This window comes from Gelidibacter maritimus (assembly GCF_014062315.1).
Classification (GTDB): domain Bacteria; phylum Bacteroidota; class Bacteroidia; order Flavobacteriales; family Flavobacteriaceae; genus Gelidibacter; species Gelidibacter maritimus.
In genome coordinates, this window is the sequence record NZ_JACGLT010000005.1 from 237,402 (window position 1) to 253,565 (window position 16,164).

The 16,164-nt window shown below is 38.0% G+C and carries 14 protein-coding genes; 2 read left to right on the forward strand and 12 right to left on the reverse strand.

The features are described 5' to 3' along the window. Positions 1-113 precede the first annotated feature (113 nt). Both H3Z82_RS08755 and H3Z82_RS08760 read right to left on the reverse strand, forming a co-directional pair. Positions 114-1,268 (reverse strand): FecR family protein, encoded by a 1,155-nt coding sequence (locus H3Z82_RS08755; RefSeq protein ID WP_182205030.1) that lies wholly within the window; start codon positions 1,266-1,268, stop codon positions 114-116. 363 nt (positions 1,269-1,631) lie between these two features. Further along, positions 1,632-2,189, reverse strand: coding sequence for an RNA polymerase sigma-70 factor (locus H3Z82_RS08760; RefSeq protein ID WP_182205032.1), 558 nt, complete (start codon positions 2,187-2,189; stop codon positions 1,632-1,634). A gap of 820 nt (positions 2,190-3,009) precedes the next feature. Between H3Z82_RS08760 and H3Z82_RS08765 the strand changes: the two genes are divergently transcribed. Then, entirely contained in the window at positions 3,010-5,052 is a 2,043-nt protein-coding gene (locus H3Z82_RS08765; protein ID WP_182205034.1) for a BCCT family transporter, read from the forward strand. A 550-nt stretch (positions 5,053-5,602) separates the two neighbouring features. Beyond that, positions 5,603-6,178 (forward strand): hypothetical protein, encoded by a 576-nt coding sequence (locus H3Z82_RS08770; RefSeq protein WP_182205037.1) that lies wholly within the window; start codon positions 5,603-5,605, stop codon positions 6,176-6,178. Between the two features lie 327 nt (positions 6,179-6,505). On the opposite strand, the gene H3Z82_RS08775 is transcribed toward H3Z82_RS08770, so the two are convergent. From H3Z82_RS08775 to H3Z82_RS08820, 10 genes are all read right to left on the reverse strand, one after another. After that, complete coding sequence (locus H3Z82_RS08775; protein WP_182205039.1) at positions 6,506-7,039, reverse strand: LacI family DNA-binding transcriptional regulator; 534 nt, start codon at positions 7,037-7,039, stop codon at positions 6,506-6,508. A 2-nt stretch (positions 7,040-7,041) separates the two neighbouring features. Continuing rightward, positions 7,042-7,713 carry a bifunctional 4-hydroxy-2-oxoglutarate aldolase/2-dehydro-3-deoxy-phosphogluconate aldolase gene (locus tag H3Z82_RS08780; protein ID WP_182205041.1) on the reverse strand — a complete coding sequence of 224 codons (672 nt, stop codon included), beginning with the start codon at positions 7,711-7,713 and terminating at the stop codon, positions 7,042-7,044. Between the two features lie 9 nt (positions 7,714-7,722). Further along, positions 7,723-8,745, reverse strand: a complete 1,023-nt coding sequence (locus H3Z82_RS08785; protein WP_182205043.1) for a sugar kinase — start codon at positions 8,743-8,745, stop codon at positions 7,723-7,725. A gap of 10 nt (positions 8,746-8,755) precedes the next feature. Further along, positions 8,756-9,616 (reverse strand): alpha/beta hydrolase, encoded by an 861-nt coding sequence (locus H3Z82_RS08790; protein WP_220459154.1) that lies wholly within the window; start codon positions 9,614-9,616, stop codon positions 8,756-8,758. A 31-nt stretch (positions 9,617-9,647) separates the two neighbouring features. Continuing rightward, on the reverse strand, positions 9,648-10,403 hold the full coding sequence (locus H3Z82_RS08795) for an SDR family NAD(P)-dependent oxidoreductase (protein WP_182205047.1): 756 nt from the start codon (positions 10,401-10,403) through the stop codon (positions 9,648-9,650). A 14-nt stretch (positions 10,404-10,417) separates the two neighbouring features. Next, positions 10,418-11,734, reverse strand: a complete 1,317-nt coding sequence (locus tag H3Z82_RS08800) for an MFS transporter (RefSeq protein WP_182205050.1) — start codon at positions 11,732-11,734, stop codon at positions 10,418-10,420. A 192-nt stretch (positions 11,735-11,926) separates the two neighbouring features. Then, entirely contained in the window at positions 11,927-12,628 is a 702-nt protein-coding gene (locus H3Z82_RS08805) for a FadR/GntR family transcriptional regulator (RefSeq protein WP_182205052.1), read from the reverse strand. 178 nt (positions 12,629-12,806) lie between these two features. Continuing rightward, positions 12,807-13,709, reverse strand: a complete 903-nt coding sequence (locus H3Z82_RS08810) for a polysaccharide lyase family 7 protein (RefSeq protein ID WP_182205054.1) — start codon at positions 13,707-13,709, stop codon at positions 12,807-12,809. A gap of 23 nt (positions 13,710-13,732) precedes the next feature. Further along, entirely contained in the window at positions 13,733-14,635 is a 903-nt protein-coding gene (locus tag H3Z82_RS08815) for a PKD domain-containing protein (RefSeq protein ID WP_182205057.1), read from the reverse strand. Between the two features lie 27 nt (positions 14,636-14,662). Beyond that, positions 14,663-16,084, reverse strand: a complete 1,422-nt coding sequence (locus H3Z82_RS08820) for a RagB/SusD family nutrient uptake outer membrane protein (RefSeq protein WP_182205171.1) — start codon at positions 16,082-16,084, stop codon at positions 14,663-14,665. Positions 16,085-16,164 lie beyond the last annotated feature (80 nt).

Genomic DNA, 16,164 nt, shown 5'->3' on the forward strand with positions numbered 1-16,164 from the left:
ATTTGTTCTGGTTTAGTTAAACTTGTTTTAATTACTCTCTTAGTGGAAAGGCTATTGCTGTGAGAGGTGTAGCCTTTTCTTTTTTAATTCAATAGTGTTTCATCGTATTCGTTTTATTCAATTGTTATCATTTTATTCTCAATATTAAATTGAACCTCGCCCGTGGCTTCTAAATTCTTCAAAATATCTTGGATGGACTTTGATCGTTCCAAAACACCGGTAAAAACATAGTTTTGTTTTTCTGTATTTTTAAAATCGACGTCGAAATCATACCATCGAGATAGCGTGCGCATAATATCGGCCAAGGAGGCTTCGTCAAAGGTGTACAAGCCCTTGAGCCAAGAGATTTCCTGAGCAACATCTGCTTCTTTAACCGCTATCTTATCATTTTGCATATCAAGAACAGATTGCTGATTAGGATTCAAGAGCACCCTGTCCTTTTCTTTTGCAATTTCAACCTTACCCTCCACCAAAGTGGTTACGATTTGATTTTCTGACTTGTAAGCTTTAACATTAAATTCTGTACCGATCACATTAATATTTTGCGATTCATTTTTAACCGTGAATTTTGCGCCTTGGTGATGTACACTTGGGGACACATCAAAGTAAGCTTCACCATAAATCAACTCAACTTCACGTGTTTTACCAGACACAAAATGCACTGGATATTTTAACTGCGATTCCGAATTTAACCAGACCTGGGTTCCATCAGATAATTTGATAAAAAACTGACCTCCCCTGGGAATGGTTAAGTAATTATATTGGACTTCTGATGATGCGTTTGCTCCAGCATCATATATAATTTCCTTTCCATTACTATTGGCGTTTGCGGTTTTATAAGATTCACCACTTTCCAAAACTACTTGAGATCCATCAGCCAAGGTTAGCGTGGCTTTGTCCGTTCCTATAACTATATCTTTAGACTCCACAAGTGTGGGCTCTATTTTAACAGAGTCAGGTTTGGTAAATACAAAGTTCAGCGCCATTAAAAGTGCAATGGAAGCAGCCACAGTGTATTTGAATATTGGCTTTTTATAAAATGGTACCAACTTAGCTTTAGGGGTTTCTTCCTGAATGGTTTCAAGAATATTAGAAAGTATTTTATTTTTCAATTCGCTTTCCGATCCCAATTCCTCAACCCATTCATTAGATTTTTGGAAGCTTTCATAATAACTTACCAACTTCTTTAACTCTTCTATACTGATTTCTCCATCGAGATATTTCTCAATTAAGTTTTTAAATTCTTTATTTATTTTTTGGTTATTCATCTTAAAGTTTATTGCGCAAATTATGCGTTCTATTAGTATAGTGTATAATAAATGACCTATCCCCTAAGTAAATTCCAAAAATTTTTTTAATTAATACATTATTTCAAAAATATGTTAACAGAATCATTGCATTATCCTTAAAAAGGACTTGACCATAATCGGGGTTAAAGATTATACTATAAGGTGGTAAATATGTATTTTTTAAAAGAAGACGTGGCCTTCCGTAGGTTCTAAAAACGAACCATGGAAAGGAAAATTTAAGACAGACAAATAGTGGAAAAACAGATATGAGACCGACACATACAGATGGGTTCACCCAACATATAATCGGATATTTAAAGGTTTAGGTTTTTAAAACAACAGTTATAGAAAGACTAAAATAAATAAGACATTACCTAAAGAAGCGCGCAAGACCTTAAGCGCATTTGTAATATGGTTTTCAACTGTTTTTGTAGAAATATTCAGTTGTTGTGCTATTTCCTTGTGACTTAGATGCTCATTCCGGCTTAAACGATATACATTTTGACATTTTTGAGGTAAATTCCCAACGATAGATTCTATATGCTGTTCCAATTCCTTATACATGACCTTGGTTTCTGGTGTTGCATAATGGAAGCGTCTATTCAAATCTTCAAATAACTCGACCCTTATTATCGTATTTTTTCTAAATTCATAAAATACTTTGTACCGGACACAAGCATAAAGATAGCTTTGTAGTGACACCTTAATTTCAAGTTCAGAGCGCTTGTTCCAGATTTCAATAAAGACATCCTGAATAATCTCTTCACATACTTCCTTGTTTTTGAGAATATTGTAAGAAGATATAAAAAGTGGTTTCCAATACTTATCGTAAAGCGCAGTCAATGCTTTTTTGTCGCCGCTTTTTAAAGATTCGATTAGATTAGTATCAGAATTAAGCATGTTTTACAACATAGGAATTTGTATCTAACAAACTTAACAAAAAAAATCAAATGGCAATATATTTATAAAACCATCACTTATTCATCTTTTTAAAAACTACTTTAAGACCGATTAAAAACCTGATTTATAAAAAATCAAAACTTCCTGAAAGCTTATTTCTCACTCAAATTCTTAAACTACAAACCTCGGCACATTGAAATCATTTAATAAGAATAGCCATAAGAATGCATGCTCAATTTTTCAGCAATTGATGACCTTAATCTGTTGGAATAACAGATGATGAGTTTTTTTATCAGCCATCCCTCACCACAAGAAAACATAATTTTTGAGATTTAAAAGCTGCAACAACTTGACCCGATTGCTCTTTTTGACGGTGAAGCGTTTCATGGGTTAAAGACATATTCTTATCCATCGGCCACTTGCACTCCCAATATTAATTATTTACCTTTCGGGAAACAAAAGGGGGCCATACAGTATACAACGTGGTAAAATAAACTGGTGCCGAACTAAGTTTCCATTAAAATTTTTGGTTGAAACGCTTCATTAAGCTGTGGATGTTCTTTTAACAGACAGAATTAAAATAAGAGCAACTGGTGGTATAGCCATGCGTTCAAACCATACAATCAGTTGCTTTGAAATGATGGATAAATCACCTACACATTGCTGTTGTAGTTAGTCCAGGTTCAGATCAGAATTAACCTCACTGCTGTCTCTCAGGAGAACTCAAAAGCTTATCTCGATGTTAAAAAAATTTAACGTATCCATAAAAAATATTCCAAACGCACCGATAATCAGTTCGTATTACCCTCAATAAAAACTTATGAAAAAAGCATTTTTCAGTAAAATCACACTAAACAAAGGCATCACCATTCCGAGTCTTATATTCATCACCATAACGGGTGTTTTTGCCGGTCAATTTCCAAACGAAACCAATGCAGTTTTAGAAACCATTAAAAACTTTATTTTCACCAATCTCCATTGGGTATATGTCTGGGCCGTTACCATTTTTGTGGGATTTATGTTCTATTTGGCCTTAAGCAAATTTGGGAATATCAGACTTGGCAATAACGACAGCCAACCGGAACATTCTTTTTTCTCGTGGGTGGCCATGCTCTTTGCAGCTGGAATGGGAATCGGACTTATGTATTTTAGTGTCGCCGAGCCGATGCAACATTACAGCTCAGATATTTTTGCTGGCGATGCGAGCATCAACAAAGCGGAGAACGCACAATTATACACCTTTTTTCATTGGGGCGTACATGCTTGGGCCATTTACGGCATCGTTGGTTTGGCCATGTCTTATTTTACCTACCGGTATAAATTACCGCTTTCCTTACGAAGCTGCTTTTATCCACTGCTCAAGGACCGAATTCAAGGCGGTTGGGGAAATGTTATCGATATTTTTGCACTGTGTAGTACTATTTTTGGCATTACCACAACTTTAGGCTTTGGCGTGGTTCAAATTAATTCGGGATTGGTCAATATGAATATCTTTCCAGACACTAGTTTTACATACCAAATTATTATCGTCTGTATTTTAGTCGGAATTGCAATCCTTTCGGCTGTTACGGGAGTAAGCAAGGGCATAAAAATACTGAGTAGCATCAACATTGTGGTGGTAGTTTTATTGTTGCTGTTTGTTGTTGCAGTTGGCCCCACCACTCATATTCTTGGCGGCTTTACCACCGGTATAGGAAATTATATAAGTAATTTTGTTGAACTAACCTTTAACACCCACGCCTACCAAACCGACGAGCTGCCTTGGTTTTATGATTGGACCATTTTATATTGGGCCTGGTGGATTTCATGGGCGCCTTATGTAGGGCTGTTTATAGCTAAAATATCAAAAGGACGGACCATCAGAGATTTTGTTGGGGCGGTTCTTATCATTCCTGCGCTCTTCAATTTTATTTGGATGACCGTATTCGGAAACAGCGCCATGTGGATTGATGAGTTTGTGGCCAATGGTGCATTGAGCAACATTGCCAGCAATCCGGATATCCTTATGTTTAGTTTTTTGGAATATTTACCATTAACCGAAATAACCGGCTATGTGGTCATCTTCATCATCACCATATTTTTTATCACCTCCGCCGACTCCGGTATTGTTGTGATGGACAGTATTGCCACAAAAAACTCAACGGAGTCGAGTAAACTTCAAATCGTACTTTGGGGTATTTTATTAGCGGTAATTTCGCTGGTTTTATTAAATGCGGGAGGCTTGCCTGCTCTACAAAGTATGACGCTCATTACCGCACTGCCCTTTTCCGTCATCATGCTCCTGTTTATCGTGAGTTTGGTAAAAGCACTTCGCATTGACTATAAGTATTACGAGAGCGGCTTCTCAATGAGCACCAATTTGTGGTCGTCCGATTCATGGAAAGACAAACTGAATCAGATTGTCACGTTCAAAAATCGCGCAGCGATTGATCGATTTATCAATACAACGGTTATAGAGGCCTTTGAAGAACTGCAAGAGGTCCTATCACAACATGGCATCGATGCCTTGATCCATAACCATCAAGATCCGAATCGGATAGAAATTGAAATCAAATATGATGTGCTGAATAACTTCATCTATGGCGTAAAAAACGAATCGCGAGATATGCCTGAATATTTTATAAAAGAAAAAAACTTACCGGATGCCGACATTGAAGAATCTTTTTATCCATTAACCTATTTTGGTGATACGCGAGAAGGCTATAACGTGACATACTTTTCAAAAAACGAATTAATTACCGACGTCTTAAAGCATTACGAAAGGTTTTTAAAACTGACCTCTGAAGAGAAAAATGTCATGTTTATCAGCAGTAATATCCACCGTAAGAAAGTAAAAAAGATCAAACAAAAGTTTAACACATAGGTATTTCAGTGGATGGAATTTTTCGTAGTCCGATAACAAGCACTTAACACAATGAGCTATGATATGATATTATCTGAGCAAACCGAGTATCTGTGAGCTGGGTTTTCCTGACTAAAAATTTCGAGACCTATCCAAGTTGCACAGGCAATACCCCAGCGCAATTGGATTAGATAATTGTTTTTGGATCATCAGACGAGACCTGTTGAAGGGTTTGCTCAGTTTTTATAAAAAAATAATTCAAGCGAAGAATTAATCGCCAGGATGCTTATAATTATGAATTCAAACGATGCCTAATCCTAAAAGTTTTGCATATATTCGAAAAGCAAAATTGAAATACACTTTGTTTATAATCCACAACACAAATTTTCAAATTACAAAACGAACCTAACGGTAATTTAGAAAGCATTAGGCCTTTATTATGATTCTGAAAGAGGCATTTCCGGGTATCACCTCGGCAAATGAACGGTGAATAGGGTTGCGTGAAGTGAATTGGTAAATTATATAATTGGGTTATTTATTGTTATCATAAAGTCTTTTGAAACTTTACCCTATGCCTAAAATAAAGATTAATACGTTTGGAGAAGGCATAGAAATAAGGCAATTACATTTAGGTTCAGATACCTATCAACGTTGGCAGGCAATTGCTACCAAAAAGAATCGCAGTATCCCTGATTTAATTTTGGATCCTTTCTTTTATTATGGTCTTAAAGACAAGAAAATCAAAAAACTGGAAGATATTGAGGCTAATCTTATTTCAGGAATGCTCAACACACCAAAAAGCCAAATAGAAATTTGGTTTGACCGCCGGAAGGTTTTAAAAATCCCAGCACATGAATTGTTCAATGAATTAGTTTTGTACCCATTATTCAATTTAGAGTCAAAAGGGAGTTTCCTATCGGAAGAAGTACCCAAAGGGATTTATGTGGTACAAAGAACAATTGGCTTATTGAATTCTGAACAACTTGAAGTTGATAGTCCGCAATTGGACATTGAAGACTTCACTTTTAAAACAGCCAAGTTTGAAAATCTTCAGTTCGCAACTGAAATAACCTATCAGGATCAATATTTAAATTTTATAAAAAATGATACGATGGTGACCTATCAAACGGCTTTTGAGGTGTTATAAAACTGGATCGTTAGATTCTAAGCGCCGTCTTTAAAATATTGTATTTATATATCCAAAAAAACGGTCAATCAAATTAAGCACCAACAAAACCTTAAAGTTTTTCCGTTGGATAAAATTGACACCTTCTAAAGACAACTCCATCTCAAATTCTTATTAGGACTCTTAAATTAGAGTTATGGTTTGCCGTATTCAAAATTAAAATTATGTTAGTACGACCTTTAAAAATCGAAATGATATAACTCCTATGTTAAATTAGTTCCCATAGCTTGGGTATGGAAAGCAAGAAATTAATTTTAAAATAAGACTGCTTACAAATCTACTCCAATTCTAAAAAATTTTATCCAGCAATTGGTTAAAGTATATTTTAGTCTCTTCCAAGATCAGATTGTTGTCAACTATTTCCCCCTCTAATGTCCACAAAACAGTTGGCAACATGTTTTCAACTTCAAGTTTTTTAATTAAGCATTCATTATTTAGTGTAGTGATGATCAGAACGCCATTGACACTGCCGTCATTGATGATCTTAAAACAGTCCTTTTCCTTTTGAATGGATTCAAAGGATTGAAAGACGAGCAATCGATACCCAAGATCAAAAGTCATATTTTGAATTTCAGACAGAAGTTGGCCATAAAACTCATCTGAGGTCTGTGGTATAATGAGTGCTAATGTTTTTGTCTGCTGTTTGCGTAGTGCGATGGCATAATAGTTGGGTACGTAATTATGCGCTTTGGCAATATTTAGAATTGTAGCCCTGGTTTCAATACTGATATCCTTTTTGTCATTTAGGGCCTTGGACACCGTTGACACAGAATAACCTGAAAGTCTTGAAATTTTTTTAAGCGTTATCGCCTCGGGATGCATAGTTATCTATTTTTAATACGTTTGATATACCCTACGGAAAACGCCGTCAATCTTTCAATTTCGGCATAGTCAAAATAGCCTTGATCGTTCTTTGCAATAAGTTTTGAACCTATTCCAACACAAGTGACTCCAGCATCAAACCACGATTTTAAGCTCTTTTCTGTAGGTGCAACGCCCCCGGTAGGCATGATGCTGGTCCACGGACACGGTCCTTTTATCGCCTTGACATAACTCGGACTATAGGCATCGCCAGGAAATAATTTTACAATTTCACACCCTAATTCTTCCGCTCTGGCAATCTCCGTCAAGGTAGCACAGCCAGGTGACCACAATACTTTACGTCTATTGCACACAGTGGCAATATCCTCTCTTAACACTGGTGTGACGATAAAATTGGCTCCCAGCTGCATATATAGGGAAGCCGCGGCGGCATCGGTTATAGAACCCACGCCCAAAACCATTCCTGGAAGTTCAGAAAGTGCATATTTGTTCAATTCTGCAAAAATCTCAAAGGCAAAGTCGCCGCGGCTGGTAAATTCCAATAACCGAGCTCCCCCATCATAGCAGGCCTTTAAAACTTTTTTACTCACTTCAACGTCGTCGTGGTAAAACAAAGGCACTAAGCCTGTGTTTTCCATCAAGTTTGCCACTTCTATTCTTGTAAACTGTGCCATTTTCCTTAATTATCTTGAGACCTTACCAGAAGCATCTCCGCTTAATAATCTTTCTATTTCATCAAGTGTGATTAAATTATAATCTCCCGATATGGTATGTTTTAAACAACAGGCAGCCACTGCAATGTTCAACGCCTTTTGTTTGTCAATTGTATCATTTATCAATCCATAAATCAATCCACCCATAAAAGCATCCCCACTACCAACACGATCTACAACAGGAGTGACATCTTTAATGTCTGCAGTATACAGATGATTTCCATCATATAACACACCTCCAATTTGTTGATGTGAGGCGCTAATGGAATAGCGTAAAGTTGTCGCCACCGTTTTCAGATTCGGGCATGTCTTAAACAATTTGTCATATAACTTCGGTAGGGATTTTTCGTCCTGATAATCCGGTTCTACCTGATCCATTCCGAGCATAAAGAAAGCCGTGTCCAAATCGCCCAATATCACTGTGCTATACTGTAATAATTCTGGCATAACGTCTTTAGGCGCTTTGCCATATTTCCACAGTTTGGATCTATAATTAAGATCGCAAGAAACAGTGAGACCAAGTGTGTGTGCGGTCTTTACCGCTCGCAAACATTCTTGTGCCGCCGATTCTGAAATGGCAGGTGTAATACCACTCCAATGAAACCAAGTCGCGTCTTTCAAAACATCCTCCCAATTGATTTCACCTTGTTCAATGGTTGCCATGGAACTGTTGGCTCTATCATAAACCACATTGCTACCTCGTGTTCCGGCGCCAGTTTCTAAAAAATAGATTCCTAAACGATCACCGCCATACACTACATTTTTAGATTCCACATTGTATTTACGCATTTCCTTCAAAGCACAGGCTCCAATTTCATTATTGGGAAGCCGTGTTACAAATTCAGTGGAAACGCCATAATTAGCCAAAGAAACGGCGACATTGAATTCACCACCGCCATAAGAAGCTGCAAATTTATTGGCTTGGGAGAATCGTAGATGTCGCTCTGTTGACAAACGCAACATGATTTCTCCAAAAGTTACTACTTTATTCATTTTATATATTTTAAAGCCCTAAAGCATCCAAAAAATGCCACAGCTCATCATTGCTGTGTTTTTGATCTTCTTTAGAAAACTTACCGTGCTCTCCATTTTTGATGGTCATTAATTTTGTTTTTACTGAATTATCAAGAAGAGCCTGATACAGCCTTTTTGATTGTAAATAAGATACAATCGGGTCGGCATCACCATGTACCATAAAAATAGGCGGGCTGTTTTTATCCACGTAATAGATAGGTGAAACTGATTTTACAAATTTCACATCATGATAACGTGTGCCCAACCAGTTTTTTACTGATTTTGACTTTCTCACATTTTCAGAAGTCAGATCTGAAACGCCATATTTATTTATAATCGCAAAAACAGCGAGGTTATTTTCAGATTTACAATATACATCAAAAATAGTGTTGTTTTTCAATAAACCTGCCAACATGGCCAAGTGAGCTCCTGCTGAACTGCCCATGAGTATAATGCGATCTCTATCGACATTAAAATCTTCTGCATGTTCATATAAATAATTGAGTGCACATCGTACATCCTGTACGGCCGCTGGAGCTTCTCCTTCGTGGACCAGTCGATATTCAATATTGGCTACCGCAAATCCCTTCTTGAAAAAGGATCCAAACCCAGTTTGGGATTCTTTTGTTCCATGGTTCCAACCGCCGCCATGGATATTTATGACCAATGGTACTTTTTGATCTTTGGTGGATGGATGATAAATGTCCAAGCGTCCTTCCCATGATCCCACTTTAGTGTAAACGAGATCTAATTGTGTCACATAGTTATTAGGAAAATTGACAGGTGTTTGAGCATTATTTACCTGTGCGACCGTCATGGTAGCCAGCAATAGCACAAAAACACCTGCCAATCTCCTGGTTAAACAATGTAAACGGGACATGTTAGCTAAACGCTAAACCTCCGTTGATGTCCACATTATTTCCTGTGATAAAAGAAGCCTCATCTGAAGCTAAATATGCAACCAGATCTGCCACTTCTTCAGCTTGACCTTCACGTCTCAGAGGTGTTCCATTGGCCACGTTGGCACGGACTTGATCACTTGTGAAATCATCGTGGAATTTAGTTGCAATCATCCCTGGACATAATGAGTTAACGCGAATGCCCTGAGGACCAAATTCTTTGGCCAAAGATCTTGTATAGGTCAAAACAGCACCTTTTGATGCCGCATACAATCCTGAACCAGGACCACCGCCATCTCTTGCTGCTTGCGAGGCAAAATTAACAATTGCTCCACCTTTGCCCATTAAAGGCTTAAATGATTTTGTTGTGAAAACAGTTCCTTTAAAATTGACATTCATCAACAAATCGTAAAATTCTTCATCTATTTCTTCAATGGTCTTTCTTGCGAAAAGTCCACCGGCAACGTTTACGAGGATATCAACCTTATTTCCATAAGCTTCTTTGGTTTTAGCGACCAAGTTGTCAATATCTTTTTGTTTGGTGACGTCTGCATAAACTGCTATAGCTTCACCACCATCTTTCTTAATCAATCTAACGGTTTCGTCGCCTTCCTCTTGACTTTCAAAATAATTGACCACCACTTTCGCGCCTTCTTTAGCCAATTTTATTGAAACGGCACGTCCGATGTCACGGGCACCTCCAGTGACTACTGCTACTTTTCCTTTTAAATTACTCATAATATTAGATTTATTTATTGATTTTTAATTAATTCTTTTGATTTTACCGGTTTTATGTTTGGACATAATATCCAGACACTTGCCAAAGCAATTATTGCCAAGGCGGCACCAATTACAAATGCAGGGGTATAATTCCCGCCACTAGTTAACCATGGTACCAAGTATGTTAGACCTGCAGCGGTTAGTTTAGCCGCCATACCGGAAAATCCAGCAAGAGTTCCTACCGTTTTCCCACTAAAAAGGTCACTCGGCAAAGTCTGTATATTTCCAATAGCTGTCTGAAAACCAAACAAAATAACGGCCATGATAAGTACCGCTCCAACGGGGCCACCGGGATTTGCCATGCCCAATAATGCCGGTAACATTATTATACACCCAATAGAAATGACCATTTTACGGGTCTTGTCAACATTCCATCCTGCCTTTAATCTATTCTGCGCCAGGAGGCCGCCAAACCATGCTCCAAGCATAGCCCCTACATAAGGCACCCAACCATACAGTCCGATAGATTTTACATCCATCCCGTAAACTTCATGTAAATAAATAGGGATCCAGAAAACAAATAACCACCAGATCGGATCGATTGCGGCCGAAGCCAGAATGACTCCCCAACTTTGTTTATGGCCAAGCAGTGCTTTGGTGTCTGGATTATACTCTTGGTCTTCCACACCATCGGCATCAAAATCTTCATTTTTTTGACCTGTTAAAATGTAGTCTCGCTCATCATCCGTTATCCAAGGATGATTTTTAGGCGGTGATTTGACTAATATCAACCATGGAATCAGCCAGAGCAATCCTACTAAACCAATCAGTATAAAGATGGATTTCCAGTTAAAATAGATAGTTAAAAATGCAATTAACGGGATAGATACTATTCCACCTATGGCCGCTCCTGAATTAAATATTCCTTGGGCGAGTGCGCGCTCCTTGGTAGGAAACCATTCGGCATTACCTTTGGTAGCCCCTGGCCAGTTACCAGCTTCTGCAACACCTAATATAGCTCGGAAGATTCCAAAGCTCAATACGCCTTGAGCTAAAGCATGTAACGCTGTGGCAACGGACCAAACTCCAATGGATAGTACAAATCCTATTCGTGTACCCACCCAATCGAATATTTTACCGAATATGGCCTGACCAAAAGCGTAGGAAAACACGAAAATAATTGAGATAAGAGCGTAGATTGACTTTGTCTCGTCTGCTGTATGTCCAGGGTACAATTCCTTGGCAATTTCTGGCCAAAGAACACTTAGCGATGTACGGTCGATATAATTGATAATGGTTGCAATAGCTATCAATGCGACTACCCACCACCTTAAACCTCTAACTTTCATAAATTCCTTTATTTTAAAACATATTCATACTGTGCCATCATTAACGATTAATGCGACAGAATTATCTATATCTATGAAAGTAAACTGATTATCTCTTAATTTCGAATGAAACTAATAAAGAATCGACTTACCTCCCTCCTTCATTTTCCGTGAAAACACAAGCGTGCATTTATGTTTTCAGATTGTTATTTATTAGATATTGTATAAATACTGATACAATACTCTAAAATGATCTTTCATTTTTTGCTTGGCTTCTTTTGGATCTCCTTTTCTGATCGCCTCAAAAATATCTTCATGTTCCTTTATACCAATTACAGGATCGTTTTTTTCACACACATGGTATTTTGCGAAATTGGTGATGATTTCTGGAGTGATAATCAACATAAAAGTATTCATCGTACTGTTGCCGGCAGCTCTCGCAATGGCCAAATGAAATACAAGATCTTGTTGCACAGCATCTTCTCCTGCATTCACTTTTTTATTATAAGCATCTAAAGCGATCCTCATCTTAACAAGGTCTTCGTCAGATCTTCGCAAAGCAGCTAACCGCGCTGTTTTCAATTCTAACAAAATTCGTGTTTCTACAAGCGATTTAAAATCAGGTTCCTCTAAGCTCAAAATATCCTCAATCATTCCATTTAAAGCAATCACTCCAATATTCGCTACAAAAGTTCCACTTTGTGGCATGGACTTCAATAAGCCATAAAGCTCCAATTTTTGAATAGCGTCACGTACGCAACCCCTGCTCACTTCAAATTTTTCAGAAAGACTTCTTTCGGACGGCAACTTATCTCCTGGCTCAAGATTCTTTTGATTGATCAAATCTCTAATTTTTGAAATGACTTCTTTTTGAGTCGCTTCACTTTCGTATTTTGTTAAAACTTCAAATTTCATTTTTTGCATTTTATTACGAATCTCCTTACTAATTTAAGGTCAGAAATCCTGGATGATTTAAAACAGCTTCACGATTGGTTAACCAGTTAGCATAGGTCAAATTTATAAAAAATAATCTTAACATCCCTTATTAACACAGCACTAAGCCAAAAACTCTTCTAAACGCTCCAATACTAAGTTAATGTGTTACCTCCAATTCGTAATAGTTAACTCTTGCCGAACCGTCTTTATCTCTTGATTGGAAATAGTTTCCAGCCTTAAAATAATTCTCAAAAATCCCCCATTTTCTCATATGGATGTCATCATAAACTTTGTACTCATTGTTATTTAAAATAACGACCATTCTACCATCAGTTACCTGAACCTCCAACGTAAATTTTTTAAATCCTACTTCTTGTTCAAAAGTAAACCCCTTGTCATCTCCCCAAGCCTTTGTGTAAAGAAGGTCTTCACCATGAGCGTTTAAATTTTTCAACACTTTGGTTTTCACTCTGATTTTGCCATCCTGCCAATAAATTTTGAGCATTGGCGGCGCATTATTATCCTTTTGTCCTATGGCATCGCGTTGCTCATTGGTTAATCGACCATGGATTTGCATCACAATCACCTTATGATATTTCCCATCTGCCGCTTTAGTAACCTCATCCATCTGCAACTTCCCTTTCATATTGGCTCCTTGTGAAAATGTCCAATTGGTATTATTATCCCCAGGCACCATCTGCTCCCGCAACTCCGATCTCGAATACTTTGTGTTGGCCGTCGTAGCTTCACTTGGATAGGCATAAAACACTAGAGCTCCCTTTATAGAATCGTTGTACATATAGGGCTTCAGAGCCTCGTTATTACCATAATCTAAAATTGCTGGCGGCTCCACACTTAAGGGTTTTCCATCTTCTCTTGCAGCTGGCACTGTTACCGACCAATGCGATAAGTCAATGCCTGACAATTTAAATCTCTTTTTCTTTTTTTTCTTTTTCTGAACCTGAGTTTGCTGATGATCGTCCACAGAACTGCTCTGAGCTTTCAATTGCATGGACAAGAAGCAAATCATACACAGACTAAAAAGTCGAATCTTATTCATTTTAAAGCCGTTAACTAATTTCATTATTCTGCCAAAATAATAGAGACATCATCAATTCTGGACTCCGCCACGTTATTACTATCTATCCAAATGGCAATAGTATCTGTTGCTCCGGAATTGAATGATAATACTAAAGGCAAGTATTCATTGGCATCATCCTGATTATCACCAGTAATGGAAGCAATGATAGCGTCCTCAGCTTCTGAAGCATTTGAAATAGCATTCCCTAAAATTGCCAAGCGCATTGCAGAACCAACTGGCGATGTTTTGATGGTGTAATAAACTGTCACAATATAATCCGTATTAGGTGTTACCGTCAAAGCTTGATAAGCAACCCGGTCAGATCCTGCGTCAAACTTAGCACCTTGCGAGCCTGTTCTTACTGGACTTGATGTAATTCCAAAAATACGACCACCGCTAATTCTCCAACAGTCACGCCCGTCCATATTACCGCTTCCACAGTCTTCACTTCCTGGACTGTTATCTTCAAAACTAGCTTCTTTAATAAAAGGAACTATGGCCGCCGGAGCTTCAGGCTCCACTATCTCAATAGTCATGGAAAAGGTACTTTCAACACCTAACGCATCTGAGGCCGTTAGTGTGACGGTAAAAGTGCCTTCACCCGGATACGTATTAACACCATCCAGGCTAGACGATGTATTTCCATCACCAAAATCCCAAAGATATGTGGTCGCACTCACTGAAAGATTAGAGAAGTTGTATATTCTATAATCTATTGAACTTTGCGTTGCAGAAAAATTGGCCGTAGGTGGCGTTGCGTCAGCAATCGATCCTGTTTCGGGCAAATCAAATTCGTAATGACTCAATGCAGGATCGCAGGAGATGAACACCCCTATTACGGACATAAAAGCTGCGATACCAAGGCCTTGTCTATACTTTTTATTAATAATTTTTATGAATTTCATAATCGTATATTTTTTTATTAAAACTGTTTAGTACCCTGGATTTTGTGTCAACATTCCCTGGCTAAGGTTAATTTCCCTTTGAGGAATTGGCAACAATAAATCAGTGGAAGTAAAGCTGTAACCATTAGCTGCAGAAAACGCAGAGAGTACATCCTGAGCCGCATTAAATCGGATCAAATCAAATAATCGATGGTTTTCAAAAGCCAATTCCACACGTCTTTCATCCAATAAATCTTTTTTTGTAATACTCGTAACCACATCCGTAAGCCCTGCTCTGTTTCTAACCTTTTGAAATGAATTCAATGCGGCTTGCACTGATGTTGATGCTCCTCCGGCCATTATAGCTTCTACATGCATCAAAAGAACATCCGACAATCTCAAGACAATCCAATCGTTGCCAGCAGCTCTTGGATTGCTATTAAAGGTAACGCCTGTGGCACCTCCATTCTCCCCATTAGGGAAATATTTAGCCACTTGTTTTTGGGTAGGTTGTGCAGGATCAATACGATAAGAATATGCAGCTCTATTGCCTCCATTTGCATCCAATGCGGCCGCAGCCTCGTTGGTAACGTAATTCACACCGCTAGACCGTCCTACAGAATTCAGCCATTCTGCAGAGAAACTTTGACTATCTGATGCTGGATTTGAAAGAAAGCCAATTGAAAAAATAACTTCATTATTGTTTTCATTGTAAAACACGTCATTAAAGTTTGGTTCCAATGCAAATCCACTGTTTATGACTGCTTCACAAAGCACTTGTGCTTCTGTGTAATTGGTTCCCAAGGTAAGATATACCTTGGCCAACGTAGCTTGTGCTGCTGCTTTTGATGCTCTATTGACATATGTGTTATCCAACGAAGCAATAGCGGCATTAAGATCATCAATAATTAATTCATATACTTGCGCTTTTGGAGTTCTTGTAAATTGAACATCCGTATCAGCAATCCCTATTACTCTGTCGGCCATTGGTATATCGCCAAACAACCTTACCAAATTAAAATGGGCATAGGCTCGTATAAATTTTGCTTCACCTTCAATCTTCGCTTTATTAGCTTCGGAGGCTACATCTATATTTGCAAGTACGATATTTGCTCTTTTGAGAACATCATAAAAGCTACGATAATAGTCATACACAATCCCATTTGTTGGTCTTAAGGTGTAATTTTCAAATTGTGCGGCCTCACCTTCACTACTTTTAGTTCTCGTATTATCACTCCGCATTTCGGTGATATAGAACTCAACCTGTATTGCATGGTTGGCATTAGAATCAGAGTCATCCAAAGCGTTCACACCCTGAATACCGTCATACATATTAATAACCGCATTAAGAAGCTCGCCCTCAGTAGTGTAAAAGTCATCTGCACTGATTGCAGAACTTGGAGCTGGATCTAAAAAGTTATCACCACAGCTCACAAATGATCCTGAGATAAGAACCAAGGCTGCTATCATGAATGCCCTGAACTGAACAGTTTTAGTTAATGTCAGCTTTAATGTTCGCAATAGACAAGAACTTGAATGTTCGAAATTTA

Coding starts and splice junctions, on each gene's coding strand:
- H3Z82_RS08760 (WP_182205032.1), bottom strand. CDS start 2,189: ATGCTTAATTCTGATACTAATCTAATCGAATCTTTAAAAAGCGGCGAC.
- H3Z82_RS08810 (WP_182205054.1), bottom strand. CDS start 13,709: ATGAATAAGATTCGACTTTTTAGTCTGTGTATGATTTGCTTCTTGTCC.
- H3Z82_RS08795 (WP_182205047.1), bottom strand. CDS start 10,403: ATGAGTAATTTAAAAGGAAAAGTAGCAGTAGTCACTGGAGGTGCCCGT.
- H3Z82_RS08800 (WP_182205050.1), bottom strand. CDS start 11,734: ATGAAAGTTAGAGGTTTAAGGTGGTGGGTAGTCGCATTGATAGCTATT.
- H3Z82_RS08770 (WP_182205037.1), top strand. CDS start 5,603: ATGCCTAAAATAAAGATTAATACGTTTGGAGAAGGCATAGAAATAAGG.
- H3Z82_RS08755 (WP_182205030.1), bottom strand. CDS start 1,268: ATGAATAACCAAAAAATAAATAAAGAATTTAAAAACTTAATTGAGAAA.
- H3Z82_RS08785 (WP_182205043.1), bottom strand. CDS start 8,745: ATGAATAAAGTAGTAACTTTTGGAGAAATCATGTTGCGTTTGTCAACA.
- H3Z82_RS08780 (WP_182205041.1), bottom strand. CDS start 7,713: ATGGCACAGTTTACAAGAATAGAAGTGGCAAACTTGATGGAAAACACA.
- H3Z82_RS08765 (WP_182205034.1), top strand. CDS start 3,010: ATGAAAAAAGCATTTTTCAGTAAAATCACACTAAACAAAGGCATCACC.
- H3Z82_RS08775 (WP_182205039.1), bottom strand. CDS start 7,039: ATGCATCCCGAGGCGATAACGCTTAAAAAAATTTCAAGACTTTCAGGT.
- H3Z82_RS08815 (WP_182205057.1), bottom strand. CDS start 14,635: ATGAAATTCATAAAAATTATTAATAAAAAGTATAGACAAGGCCTTGGT.
- H3Z82_RS08820 (WP_182205171.1), bottom strand. CDS start 16,084: ATGATAGCAGCCTTGGTTCTTATCTCAGGATCATTTGTGAGCTGTGGT.
- H3Z82_RS08805 (WP_182205052.1), bottom strand. CDS start 12,628: ATGAAATTTGAAGTTTTAACAAAATACGAAAGTGAAGCGACTCAAAAA.